The sequence below is a fragment of the Algorimicrobium bowmanii genome (genome assembly GCF_054031195.1).
The window spans coordinates 1,143,779-1,157,385 of record NZ_CM132929.1 but is presented as its reverse complement, the minus strand read 5'-3'; the positions used below and the strand labels follow the sequence as shown (position 1 = coordinate 1,157,385).

Here is a 13,607-nt window from a genome sequence, read left to right as displayed (position 1 = left end):
AATTCAGTTACCAAAAAAATGGAATTCATTACCTTTGCAGACTAAAACCTTTTTATTCATAAATAATGAAAATTAACGACAATACAGCTGATTTTGATGCCATTGGTGATAACCATATAGGTACATCGGCTGACACACCGCTTAGAAAAGACGCTTTTGATATAAGTTCGGCAGATAAAATTGCTATAATTAAAGAAGATGTTCGCCATATTATGGAAACATTAGGCCTTGATTTAACAGACGATAGCTTAAAAGGCACCCCTAACCGTGTAGCCAAAATGTTTGTAAATGAAATTTTTGGTGGTTTAGACCCAGATAACAAACCAAACGCTTCAACATTTGATAATAAATATAAGTATGGAGAAATGCTTGTTGAAAAAAACATCACTGTTTACTCAACTTGCGAACACCACTTATTACCTATAGTTGGTAAAGCACATGTTGCTTACATATCAAACGGAACAGTAGTTGGATTATCTAAAATGAATAGAATTGTTGATTATTTTGCAAAACGTCCACAAGTACAGGAACGTTTAACTATTCAAGTGGTTAAAGAATTACAAAAAGCTTTAAACACAGAAGATGTTGCTTGTATAATTGATGCCAAACACCTATGTGTTAATTCTAGAGGTATTCGCGATACAGAAAGTAGCACTGTTACTGCTGAATTTGGCGGTAAATTTAAAGAGCCAGGAGTTCGTCGTGAATTCTTAGATTACATAAAACTAGAAACACAATTTTAATATGAAACACCTATTTATATATTAGGTCTATATTTCAAATTAAAAAAATGTTCAAGAACCCTTATCAATTTTAAGCAGTCATAATAATATAGCTATGCAATTACACACCCAACAAAACCTAAAAATTTATAATACTTTACGTGGCGAAAAAGAATTATTTGAACCCATTACAGATGGTTATGTAGGGATGTATGTTTGTGGACCAACTGTATATAGTAATGTACACTTAGGAAATGTGCGAACATTCATGTCTTTTGACATGATTTTTCGTTACCTAAAACACCTAGGTTACAAAGTACGTTATGTACGTAATATTACAGATGCAGGGCATTTAGAAAATGACGCCGATGTTGGTGAAGATAAGATTACTAAAAAAGCACGTTTAGAGGCTATAGAACCTATGGAAATTGTACAGCGTTACACAGTCGATTTTCATAATGTACTGAATACGTTTAATTTTTTACCTCCGAGTATTGAACCTACTGCAACAGGGCATATTATTGAACAAATAGAATTAATTCAATCTATTATTGATAATGGCTTTGCCTATGAGGTAAATGGCTCTGTTTATTTTGATGTTCATAAATACAATGAAGCTAATGAATACGGTATTTTAAGTAAACGAAAATTAGAAGATTTAATTCATAACACGCGTGCTTTAGACGGACAAAGTGATAAGAAAAACCCACAAGATTTCGCTCTTTGGAAAAAAGCCGAACCAACACATATAATGCGTTGGCCTTCTCCTTGGAGTGATGGTTTTCCAGGCTGGCATTTAGAATGTACAGCTATGAGCACGAAATATTTAGGAGACTTCTTTGATATTCATGGTGGCGGAATGGATTTAAAATTCCCACATCACGAGTGTGAAATTGCACAAAACCGCGCATCTAAAGGTCAAGACCCAGTAAAATATTGGATGCACGCCAATATGCTTGAACTAAATGGGGCACGAATGAGTAAGTCTACAGGAAACTATATAAATCCTGCCGAGTTACTTTCGGGCGATAACAAAATCATGTCTAAAGCATACAAGCCTAGCGTGATTCGTTTTTTCATGATGCAAGCATCTTATAGAAGTGTTTTAGACTTAACAGACGCCGGACTTGAAGCTAGCGACAAAGGTTTTAAACGATTAATGGAAGCTGTTAAACTATTAAACACCCTAAAAACAGCAAAAACATCTACGCTTGATATTTCTAAATGGAAACAATCTTGCTATGATGCCATGAATGACGATTTTAACACGCCTATTCTTATAGCTCATTTATTTGAAGCTGTAAAATTCATAAATCAAATACATGACGGGCAAGCGTCAGTAACAACTTCAGATTTAGAGGAATTAAAAGCAACGTTACACACTTTTACTTTTGATATTTTAGGTTTAGAAAACATTGACAAATCCGATAACTCTACTGGAAAATTATCAAGTGCCGTTGAGTTATTAATTAAGCTTCGTCAAGAAGCTAGAGCAAATAAAGATTTTGCATTATCGGATCAAATTCGTGATGAATTAGCTGCTGCAGGCATACAGCTAAATGACAGTCGTGAAGGCACTACGTTTAGTATATAAACTTAAAATAAAATACAAAAACCGAATACTTAATAAGAAATGGTTATTTCTGCGTGTTAAAAAAAATACTTACATATCCATTTTTATTACTCATACGGATCTATCAAATCTTTATTTCGCCCTTTACACCGGCTACGTGCCGCTATCAACCAACCTGTTCTCATTATGCAAAAGAGGCTTTAGAAACACATGGTTTTTTTAAAGGAGGTAAATTGGCTATTGTTCGGATTTTTAGTTGTCATCCTTGGGGTGGTTCAGGTTATGATCCTGTTCCTGCAAAAGATGACAACTAAAAACAGCCTATTCCCAACGACCAAACAGGTAAAAAAATAACATTTCATTATAACGCCATAGCTTTCGTATCGATTTGCAAATACTTATATTTACGGCTATAAAAACAAACCACATGTTAGCATTACAATTTGACTGGAACCCAGTAACTGGAATAGATTTATTTGGATTTTTTCAATTACACTTTTACAGTGTTATGTGGATTGTTGCTTTTCTTTTAGGGTTTCAGATAATGAAACGTATTTTTATAAAAGAAGATGTAAATCAGGAATATTTAGACCCGCTTTTTATATATACAGTATTAGCAACTATGCTTGGTGCCCGTTTAGGTCATGTTTTATTTTATCAATCGGAATTAATTTCTGAAGACTTTTTTAGTATTTTCCTTCCGTTTAGATTTAAAGGCGGCATAGAGTTTACCGGTTTTCAAGGTTTAGCTAGCCATGGAGCTGCGATAGGTATTATAATAGGTATGTATTTATACCGTAAAAAATACACTTACAAATCCCTTATGTGGATATTAGATAGAGTTGTAATTTCAGTAGCTTCAGGTGCTGTTTTTATTAGAATTGGTAATTTTATCAACTCCGAAATAATAGGAAAAATAACCGATTCACCTCTAGGTGTAAGGTTTGTTCAGGAGTACTACAGTAAACGTCAAATTGTTGCGGAAACTGGTATTCAAAACTACAAAGAAGCTTATGCAGCTGTAACTGACAATCCACAGTTTCAATATTTATTAGATGCTGTTCCTGTTAGACATCCTGCACAGCTTTACGAATCTTTCTGCTACATATTTGTTTTCCTAATTTTATGGTTTATTTACCAAAAAACCAATAAAGGTCGACAGAGCGGTTATTTATTTGGACTATTTTTAGTGCTTTTATGGACAATACGTTTCTTTGTGGAATTTGTAAAAGAACCACAAGGTGACGAATACATTACCTTTTTAGGTTTAAATACGGGACAAATGTTAAGTATTCCATTTATAATAATTGGATTGTACTTTATGTTTATTTACAAACCAAAAACAAGTAATAACTAAAATGAAATACACGTATTTTAAGACTATTGGTTTGGCTACCGTATTAGGCTTTTCAATAGTTTCAACAGCTTGTAAAGAAGAACCTAAAAAAACAAAACAAGCAAAAGTTAGCTTTAAAAAAGAAGGTGAATTAACACTCCTTAAACAAGCAAACGATTCGGTTATAGCAAAACTAGACATAGAAATTGCCGATAATGAATTTGAAACACAAACAGGCTTAATGTACCGGGAATCCATGAAAACCAATCGTGGAATGTTATTTATATTCCCAAATGAACAACCGCGATCTTTTTATATGAAAAATACGCGTATCCCTTTAGATCTTATTTATTTAGATAGTCAGAAAACAATTGTAAGCTTTCAAGAGAATGCACAGCCTTTTGATGAATCATCACTTCCATCTTATGAAGCTGCTAAATATGTACTAGAAGTAAACAGCGGTTTGGTTGCAAAATGGCAACTCGCTGTGGGAGACAAAATGACTTTTACTTCAACTAATATTTAACAGCTAGTATCTTTAATATTTTTATAATATCTAATACACAGGACTCCCATAAACAACCTGTAAACAGACTATATTATAAAATCAAACAAGAGTATCATATCACATTAAACGTATTACAAATAGCTTATTTGACCGAAATAATGAGCACAGAATAAGAATACATCTCAACAACCTTTTTAAATGCTAAACTGGATTCTAATAAGTAACCTTTCTATAGATGTAACAATATTTCAATTAAGCGCATAAAAAAGCCTTTTTAAGCATAACTTAAAAAGGCTTTTAATATATAATATAGATTCTGCTTACGCTTCCTCTGTTTCTTCTACTGTTTCTTTATCTTTTAAAGCATCAGCAGCATTTCCTTTCTTAACCGCATCATACATTAAAGGCGTTGCAATAAATAATGATGAGTATGTACCAACTACCACACCTACAATTAAGGCGAACATAAATCCTCTGATAGAATCACCACCGAAGATAAAGATAGCTAATAACACTACTAATGTAGTTAAAGAGGTATTTAAGGTTCTACTTAAAGTACTACTTAATGATACATTAATTACTTTATTAAATGGCCAAGCAGCATGCTCATTAAAGAATTCACGAATTCTATCAAATACAACCACGGTATCATTTAATGAGTAACCAATTACCGTAAGAATAGCTGCAATAAACGCTTGATCTATTTCCATACTAAATGGCATGTACTTATATGTTAAAGAGAAAACACCTAAAACAATTAATACATCATGGAATACAGCTGCAACCGCACCCAATGAGAATTGCCATCTTTTGAATCGGAATAAGATATATAAAAATACAACTAATAATGATCCGAAAACAGCCCAAATAGATTCTGTTTTAATATCATCAGCAATAGTAGGACTTACTTTATAATACTTCATTAAACCAACTGTTTTATGTTGATCATCACTAATAAAGTCTTCGTAAGATAATCCGTTTAAATAAGGTTGTAATTCATTAAATAATGTACTTCTGATTTCTTCATCAATAGCATTATCTGTTTCGTTTACTTTATACTTAGTCGTTATCTTTAATTGGTTTGCACTACCAAATGTTTTTGCTTCAGCACTACCAAATGCATCAGAAAGTGATTCTGAAATTTCATTTGCACTAACATCGTCAGCAAATCTAACTTGATATGTTCTACCACCAACAAAATCTACACCTTGATCTAAACCATTAGTAAATAACGATCCTAAACTAATAACGATAGCTACAGCAGAAATGATATAAGCTATTTTACGTTTCTTTAAGAAATTGATATTAATGTTTCTAAACAAGTTTTTAGTAATACCTGTAGAGAAATCTAAATTACCATTTTTGTTAGCATACCAATCAATAAGTAATCTTGTAATAAAGATTGCTGTAAATAATGATGTAGCAATACCAATAATTAAAGTTGTAGCAAATCCTTTAATTGGGCCTGTTCCGAAAATAAATAATATTAACGCTGTTAACCCTGTTGTGATGTTAGCATCTAAGATAGATGATAAAGCATTACTGAAACCATCTTCAATAGATTCCTTTAAGCTTTTACCTTTTGCAATTTCTTCACGTATACGTTCAAAGATAAGTACGTTAGCATCCACCGACATACCAATTGTTAATACGATACCAGCAATACCAGGTAATGTTAACACAGCTCCTAATCCTGATAAAACACCGAAGATTAAAACAATATTAAACATCATAGCAATATCAGCAAATAAACCAGCTTTACCATAGTAAAGGAACATCCATACTAATACCAATGCCAATGCAATAAGGAATGAGTTTTGACCACTCTCAATAGCTTCTTGACCTAATGATGGTCCCACAACTTCACCTTGAATAATATCTGCAGAAGCAGGTAGTTTACCAGCACGTAATACGTTTGCTAAATCGGTTGCTTCATTTAATGTAAAGTTACCAGAGATAGAAGAATTACCCCCAGCAATTGGACCTGTTGTAACACCTGGTGCTGAATACACCACGTTATCTAAAACAATTGCAATATTAGAACCTTGTGTAAAGGCATTACCGGTCATTTCTTCCCAAATTTTAGCACCTTTAGAGTTCATTTGCATAGAAACCGTTGGTTTACCCATTGGATCATACTCTTGGCGTGCATCAGTTACAACAGCACCACTTAATTGCGGTACGTTATCACGGTTACCTTCTAAAGCATATAAATCTACAACTTCGCTATCTTTTGCAGGTTTACCAAAAGCAAACTTAACATAACGTTGTTCAGCAGGTAGTAACGAACGTACTTGAGGCATGTTTAAATACCCTAAAACTTTATCTCTATCCTGTAAGTTAACCATTGCTACAGCAGCAGGGTTTTGTGATTGGAATAATAAATCACGTAAAGGATTGATTTCTGTTGCAGTTGAATCAGGATCTGCTCCTAATAAATCTTCAATAGCTGCATCTTCTGATGATTGTGCATCTTCATTAACAACAACTGTTTCTTCTTTTGGTGCTTCTATTTCTTTTAAGAAGTTATTGGCATCAAATAAGAACTGACCAAAAACATCTCTTTTATAAACATCCCAAAATTCTAACTGTGCAGTACTTTGTAATAATCGAATAGCACGCTCCTTGTCTTTAACACCAGGAAGCTCTACTAAAATACGACCAGAACTACCTAAACGCTGAATACTTGGTGATGTAACACCAAATTCATCAATACGCTTACGTAATACCTCAAATGCAGAAATAATAGATTCATCTATTTTACGCTCGATAATTGGCTGCACTTCCGTATCGGTCATACTACCATCTATCTCACCATCTAAAGCACGCGTATAGAAAATATCAGGTGATGCTAATTTTGTATCTCCTTTAATTTTATCAAATTCTACGAAAAAATCTTCAACAAATGTGTTTTGACTATTTTTCTGTACTTCTGAAGTGTTATCTAACGCTTGGTTAAATACTGGATTTTTACTGTAATTAGCTAATCCTTTTAAGATATCCTTTACAGATACTTGAAGAATAACACTAACTCCACCTTTTAAATCCAAACCTAGATTCATCGAGTTTTCTTTAACTTCAGAGTAGGTATAATTCGCTACTCCTAAGTTGAAAACCTCCTCGTTTGCTAGGGAATCCAGATACTTACGTTCTTTTACTTCATCGCCATTTGAAAACGCTACAGCACTTTCGTCAATACTATTTGCCTTAAAAGTGAAAGACAACTGATAGATACTTACCAGCCCAAACAAAATTGCAAACAGTTTTACTAATCCTTTATTTTGCATTATGTGTTAAATTAATGATTACTTGTTGATATTTTTAAAAACGAGCAAATATATATCTTCTATAATGATTTAACAAAAGGTTTGCATAGTTTATGCTCCTTTTTAAACAAAAAAAAACAGCTTAATAAGCTGTTTTTTTTGTTTTTAATAATTTTTAAATATTAAAGACCACTTAAATTATCTGATTTTGTATAACCTTCTGGAGGTGTCATATCAAATTTATCGGCTGAAACGTTTTCTTTTTTAACCTCGGTAACTTCACTAGTAATAGTTAAAGCCATACCTCCTTGACTAATATTCATTTCCATGAACAAAGGAAAACCATCAATACCGGCACGCATTTGAGCCATTTGTTGGTTTATAGCTGAAATTTTATCCGTAACATAAATATCCATTGATATAGATGCTCCTTCTTTACTAACAGACACATTATACTCCTGACATTCATAGCCTAAAAAGGTACGTGTTTCATCACCTTTTTCAACTTTTACATCTTTCATTGTCTCATCATCAGGATCCATAGTTGAAAGCGAATACAATTTCCCTGTTGCCTGACTGTCTAGGTAAGTCAACATTTCTTTTGTTTCTCCATTCATTATGGTTGTCGTATTCCCCGTCATAAGACTAAAGGTTTCAGAACGTGTTTTATTGTCTTTAAAATAAGTGGTAGTAAGCACTTCGCCAACCATGGCTAATTGCGCTTGCATTTGCTCATTATCACTAGACATGATTTGTTTTGATTTAGAAACACCTTCTGTGATTGTTTCTTGAGCAAAACTCGTCAAGCTTGCTGTTAATATGAATGCAAATAATAGCTTTTTCATTTTTATAAATTATTAATTAATAGTCGTTTTTTGTATTAGAAAACGGGCTTATAATGATAATAAACCATTTGTTTTTCTAACACCTTCAGCACTTTGCTGCATGTGTGCTTTTTCAGCTTCATCTAATTCAATCTCTACAATTTTTTCGATACCATTACGACCTAAAATTACTGGCGCTCCAATACAAATATCGTTTAAACCGTATTCACCTTCTAATAGTGTTGAACAAGGAAACATTTTCTTCTGATCGCAAGCTATTGCTTGAACTAAACCACTTACTGCTGCTCCTGGCGCATACCAAGCTGAAGTTCCTAATAATTTTGTTAAAGTTGCTCCACCTACTTTAGTATCTTCCTTAACTTGTGTTAAACGCTCTTCTGATAAAAATTCAGAAACTAATACACTGTTACGAGTTGCTAAACGCGTTAATGGTACCATACCAGTATCACTATGTCCACCAATAACCATACCATCTACATCGCTAATAGGTGCTCCTAAAGCTTCTGCTAAACGGAATTTAAAACGTGCTGAATCTAAAGCTCCTCCCATACCTATAATACGGTGTTTTGGTAAGTTTGTAGATTTATGTACTAAGTATGTCATCGTATCCATTGGGTTACTAACAACAATGATAATCGTATTTGGAGAGTGCTCAATTAAACTAGAAGATACTGTTTTTACAATACCTGCATTAATTCCAATTAACTCTTCACGAGTCATTCCTGGTTTACGAGGAATACCAGATGTAATTACACAAATATCACTATCAGCAGTTGCCGTATAATCGTTAGTGATTCCTGTTATTTTAGTATCAAAACCGTTTAAAGATGCTGTTTGCATTAAATCCATTGCTTTACCTTCGGCAAAACCTTCTTTAATATCCAATAAAACAACTTCCGATGCGAAATTTTTAATGGCAATGTATTCTGCACAACTGGCTCCTACTGCTCCAGCTCCTACTACTGTTACTTTCATGTATTTATGATTTTTATTTGTGAAACATTAATTCCACAAATTTAATATTTTTAAATTACATATGTTTTATAGAATTGATGAAATATGGCACTGCAAAGCAATTCCTTTAAATAACATTACACTTATAATCAAAAAAAACGCGTTTATAAGTTTATAAACGCGTTTTTAGAAATATTATAGTAGAAAGCTATTAGGCATCAATATTAGCATATATAGCATTTTTCTCAATAAATTCTCTTCTTGGTGGCACCTCATCTCCCATTAACATAGAGAAAATTCTATCGGCTTCGCCTCCGTTATCTATTTGCACTAAACGCATCGTTCTAAACTCTGGGTTCATAGTTGTATCCCAAAGTTGTTCAGCATTCATCTCTCCTAGACCTTTGTAACGTTGAATCTTAGCATTATCACCAAACTCTTTTAAAATATCATCACGTTCTTTATCAGACCATGCATATTGCTTTTTAGCTCCTTTTTTAACTAAATATAAAGGAGGTGTTGCAATATAAATATGACCATTTTCTATTAACTCCTTCATATATCTAAAGAAGAATGTTAGAATTAATGTTGCAATGTGACTACCATCAATATCGGCATCACACATAATTACAACTTTATGGTAACGTAATTTTGAAAGATTTAAAGCTTTACTATCTTCTTCCGTTCCAATAGTTACACCTAAGGCCGTAAAAATGTTTTTAATTTCTTCATTTTCAAAAACCTTATGTGTCATCGCTTTTTCCACATTTAAAATCTTACCACGTAAAGGTAAAATTGCTTGGAATGCGCGATCACGACCTTGTTTAGCCGTTCCACCCGCCGAATCTCCCTCAACAAGGAATACTTCACATTTTTCTGGATCTTGTTCAGAACAGTCACTTAATTTACCAGGTAAACCACCGATACTCATCACCGTTTTACGCTGTACCATTTCACGTGCTTTTTGAGCTGCGTGACGTGCTTGAGCTGCTAAAATTACTTTTTGAACTATAACTTTAGCTGTATCTGGGTTTTCTTCTAGATAATCGGTTAGCATTTCTGAAACCGCTTGACTAACAGAAGCAGAAACTTCTCTATTTCCTAATTTTGTTTTTGTTTGTCCTTCAAATTGAGGCTCTTGAACTTTAACAGATACAATTGCCGTTAAACCTTCTCGGAAATCATCACCAGCAATATCAAACTTCAACTTATCTAACATACCAGACTCATCGGCATATTTTTTAAGCGTATGTGTTAAACCTCTACGGAAACCAGATAAATGGGTTCCACCTTCATGTGTATTAATATTATTTACATAAGAATGCAAATTCTCAGCATATGATGTGTTGTAGATCATAGCAACCTCAACAGGTACTCCATTTTTTTCACCTTCAAAAGAAATAGCATCTTTCATTAAAGGCTCTCTATTGCCATCTAAGAATTTTATAAATTCTTTTAAACCTTCTTCTGAATGAAAAGTTTCACCTTCAAATTCACCATCATCTTTTTTATGACGCTTATCAATTAAATGAATGGTAATACCTTTATTTAAGTATGCTAATTCACGTAAACGACTTGCTAACGTATCATAGTTATACTCTAAGGTTTGGATGAAAATTGTTGGATCTGGTTTAAAAGTAACAATAGTACCTCTTTTGTCCGTATCGCCTACCTTTTTTACAGGGTAAGTAGCTTTACCACGTTCGTACTCTTGCTCCCAAATTTCACCTTTTCTATACACAGTAGCTTTAAGACTTTCAGATAAGGCATTAACACAACTTACACCTACACCGTGAAGACCACCTGATACTTTGTATGAGTCTTTATCAAACTTTCCACCAGCACCAATTTTAGTCATAACAACCTCTAGAGCTGACACGCCTTCCTTTTTATGTAAATCTACAGGAATACCACGACCATCATCTTCTGTTGTAATAGAGTTATCTTCATTTATAATAACTGTAATATTATCACAGTGGCCTGCTAAAGCTTCATCAATAGAGTTATCTACCACCTCATAAACAAGATGATGTAAACCACGGACACCTACATCTCCAATATACATAGAGGGACGCATGCGAACATGCTCCATACCTTCCAGCGCCTGAATACTATCCGCTGAATAGTTATCTTTATTAAATTCTTCTCTTTTTTCGCTCATATAAAATGTTTGTTGTTCGTTTCCAATATATGTTAGAGGTTTTTAATACAACCTCACAAAAAAATCCCGCAATGTTTTCGGGATTTTGAATACAAACAAATATACTAAAAAATAGTGCTTTTTAAAAGCTTTTTACAGATTCACCTCTAAAATTATCAACATTTGTTAATTACTAGAAACGCGCTTAAAACAGCTAAAAAGCATCTTAAATTAGATTATTGATAATTTTAGTAATTTCTAAAAATCAAAAAACATCAAAACTTGTTCAGACGCTTTATTTAAAAAACAAAAGCTGCCTTATTTCGGTCAATTCCCGGAACAAAACAGCTTTTATTGATAACTTATACCTTTTTTTAATAAGCATCAGCATGAACGGCAGCTACAGCACGCCCACTAGGGTCATTCATGTTTTTAAATGCAGCATCCCACTCTAATGCTATTTGTGTACTACAGGCTACGCTAGCCTCTTGAGGCACCGATAAGGCTGCTGCATCACTAGGGAAATGTTCCGCAAAAATAGATCGATAATAGAATTCCTCCTTACTTTGTGGAGTTTGTAAAGGAAACTTATAGTGAGCATTAGCCAATTGTTCATCCGAAACTTCAGCTGCAACAACCTCCTTTAACGTGTCTATCCAACTGTAACCAACACCATCACTAAATTGTTCTTTTTGGCGCCAAGCAACACTCTCAGGAATCATATCTTCAAATGCTTTTCTAATCACCCATTTCTCCATACGCTCACCATTAATCATTTTATCTGCAGGGTTGATTCGCATGGCTACATCCATAAATTCTTTATCTAAAAATGGCACACGCCCTTCTATTCCCCAGGCTGCCAAGCTCTTGTTGGCTCGTAAACAATCGTACTGATGTAACTTACTTAATTTTCGCACTGTTTCTTCGTGAAACTCTTCCGCATTTGGCGCTTTATGAAAATACAAGTATCCACCAAATAACTCATCAGCACCTTCTCCGGACAGGACCATTTTTATACCCATAGACTTAATTACACGAGCCATTAAATACATAGGTGTACTAGCACGAATGGTAGTAACATCATAGGTTTCAAGATTATAAATAACATCACGAATAGCATCTAAGCCTTCTTGGATGGTAAATTTAATTTCATGATGAATAGTTTGAATATGATCAGCCACTTTACGAGCTGCAGCTAAATCTGGAGAACCTTCTAACCCAACAGAAAAACTATGTAATTGCGGATACCAAGCATCTGCTTGATCATTACTCTCAATGCGTTTCTGAGCATATTTTTTGGCTATAGCCGAAGTAACAGACGAATCTAAACCACCCGAAAGCAAAACACCATAAGGTACATCACTCATTAATTGTCTGTGAACCGCAGCTTCAAGAGCTTCTTTTATAGTTTTTATTTCTGTTTCATTGTCTTTAACCGCATTATATTCAGTCCACTCGCGCTTATACCATTGTACAAACTCACCATCCACACTACTTAAGTAATGTCCTGGAGGGAATAATTCAATTTTTGTACAATAGCCCTCTAAAGCTTTTAACTCCGATGCCACATAAAAAGTACCACTTGAATCCCAACCTATATACAACGGAATAATCCCCATATGATCGCGTGCTATAAAATAAGAATCATTCTCAACATCATAAATTGCAAAACCAAATATACCATTCATGTCATCTACAAAATCCACGCCTTTCTCTTGATACAATGCAAGTATTACTTCGCAATCACTTTTAGTTTGAAAAGCATAATTAGGAAACTGCTTGCGTAATTCTTGGTGGTTATATATTTCGCCATTTGCAGCTAAAACCAACTTTTTATCCACACTTAATAACGGCTGCTTACCAGACGCCGGATCTACAATCGCTAAACGCTCATGAGCCATAATAGCCTTATCATCACTATAAACACCAGACCAATCTGGCCCACGATGACGAATTTTTTTAGCCATTTCAAGTACTTGAGATCTTACTTCACTTGCTTTTTGTTTCAATTCAAAAGCACATACAATTCCACACATAATTCAGATGTTTTATTTATTTACTGAAGCAAATATTAAATATAAGTTTCATTTTAAAAACACAAACAAGCGAATAAGTTTCATTTTAAAACACAAATTAAAATATTACGTATTTATTAGAAGTAAAAGACACAATAATGACATTTATACTTATATTTTGTAAATATTTTTGAATGATTACGACTTTTAAAGAATAATTAAATATTTTTATACAAATAAACCTTTTA

Annotated in this window: 10 protein-coding genes; 5 read left to right on the top strand and 5 right to left on the bottom strand. The window is 33.6% G+C overall.

The features are described from left to right. Window positions 1-65: 65 nt before the first annotated feature. From folE to ACW5R3_RS05070, 5 genes are all read left to right on the top strand, one after another. The gene (gene folE, locus ACW5R3_RS05090; protein WP_456578532.1) at window positions 66-743 is read left to right on the top strand and encodes a GTP cyclohydrolase I FolE; all 678 of its coding nucleotides are present in this window, start codon (window positions 66-68) and stop codon (window positions 741-743) included. 94 nt (window positions 744-837) lie between these two features. Next, on the top strand, window positions 838-2,316 hold the full coding sequence (cysS, locus tag ACW5R3_RS05085) for a cysteine--tRNA ligase (protein WP_456578531.1): 1,479 nt from the start codon (window positions 838-840) through the stop codon (window positions 2,314-2,316). A 53-nt stretch (window positions 2,317-2,369) separates the two neighbouring features. Further along, window positions 2,370-2,609 carry a membrane protein insertion efficiency factor YidD gene (gene yidD, locus ACW5R3_RS05080; protein ID WP_456578530.1) on the top strand — a complete coding sequence of 80 codons (240 nt, stop codon included), beginning with the start codon at window positions 2,370-2,372 and terminating at the stop codon, window positions 2,607-2,609. A gap of 113 nt (window positions 2,610-2,722) precedes the next feature. Continuing rightward, complete coding sequence (gene lgt / locus ACW5R3_RS05075; RefSeq protein ID WP_456578529.1) at window positions 2,723-3,652, top strand: prolipoprotein diacylglyceryl transferase; 930 nt, start codon at window positions 2,723-2,725, stop codon at window positions 3,650-3,652. Window position 3,653: 1 nt separating this feature from the next. Next, window positions 3,654-4,157, top strand: a complete 504-nt coding sequence (locus ACW5R3_RS05070; protein ID WP_456578528.1) for a DUF192 domain-containing protein — start codon at window positions 3,654-3,656, stop codon at window positions 4,155-4,157. A 302-nt stretch (window positions 4,158-4,459) separates the two neighbouring features. Here ACW5R3_RS05070 and secDF read toward each other — a convergent pair whose 3' ends face one another. The 5 genes from secDF to asnB form a co-directional block, all read right to left on the bottom strand. Continuing rightward, entirely contained in the window at window positions 4,460-7,426 is a 2,967-nt protein-coding gene (gene secDF / locus ACW5R3_RS05065; RefSeq protein WP_456578527.1) for a protein translocase subunit SecDF, read from the bottom strand. Window positions 7,427-7,587: 161 nt separating this feature from the next. Then, window positions 7,588-8,250, bottom strand: a complete 663-nt coding sequence (locus tag ACW5R3_RS05060; protein ID WP_456578526.1) for a hypothetical protein — start codon at window positions 8,248-8,250, stop codon at window positions 7,588-7,590. Window positions 8,251-8,298: 48 nt separating this feature from the next. Next, the gene (gene mdh, locus ACW5R3_RS05055; RefSeq protein ID WP_456578525.1) at window positions 8,299-9,225 is read right to left on the bottom strand and encodes a malate dehydrogenase; all 927 of its coding nucleotides are present in this window, start codon (window positions 9,223-9,225) and stop codon (window positions 8,299-8,301) included. Window positions 9,226-9,415: 190 nt separating this feature from the next. Continuing rightward, window positions 9,416-11,365 carry a DNA topoisomerase (ATP-hydrolyzing) subunit B gene (gene gyrB / locus ACW5R3_RS05050; RefSeq protein ID WP_456578524.1) on the bottom strand — a complete coding sequence of 650 codons (1,950 nt, stop codon included), beginning with the start codon at window positions 11,363-11,365 and terminating at the stop codon, window positions 9,416-9,418. Between the two features lie 353 nt (window positions 11,366-11,718). After that, a complete protein-coding gene (gene asnB, locus ACW5R3_RS05045; protein ID WP_456578523.1) occupies window positions 11,719-13,380 on the bottom strand; it encodes an asparagine synthase B in 1,662 nt (553 codons plus the stop codon). Between the last annotated feature and the right edge of the window lie 227 nt (window positions 13,381-13,607).

Coding starts and splice junctions, on each gene's coding strand:
- folE (WP_456578532.1), top strand. CDS start 66: ATGAAAATTAACGACAATACAGCTGATTTTGATGCCATTGGTGATAAC.
- cysS (WP_456578531.1), top strand. CDS start 838: ATGCAATTACACACCCAACAAAACCTAAAAATTTATAATACTTTACGT.
- lgt (WP_456578529.1), top strand. CDS start 2,723: ATGTTAGCATTACAATTTGACTGGAACCCAGTAACTGGAATAGATTTA.
- ACW5R3_RS05070 (WP_456578528.1), top strand. CDS start 3,654: ATGAAATACACGTATTTTAAGACTATTGGTTTGGCTACCGTATTAGGC.
- secDF (WP_456578527.1), bottom strand. CDS start 7,426: ATGCAAAATAAAGGATTAGTAAAACTGTTTGCAATTTTGTTTGGGCTG.
- ACW5R3_RS05060 (WP_456578526.1), bottom strand. CDS start 8,250: ATGAAAAAGCTATTATTTGCATTCATATTAACAGCAAGCTTGACGAGT.
- mdh (WP_456578525.1), bottom strand. CDS start 9,225: ATGAAAGTAACAGTAGTAGGAGCTGGAGCAGTAGGAGCCAGTTGTGCA.
- gyrB (WP_456578524.1), bottom strand. CDS start 11,365: ATGAGCGAAAAAAGAGAAGAATTTAATAAAGATAACTATTCAGCGGAT.
- asnB (WP_456578523.1), bottom strand. CDS start 13,380: ATGTGTGGAATTGTATGTGCTTTTGAATTGAAACAAAAAGCAAGTGAA.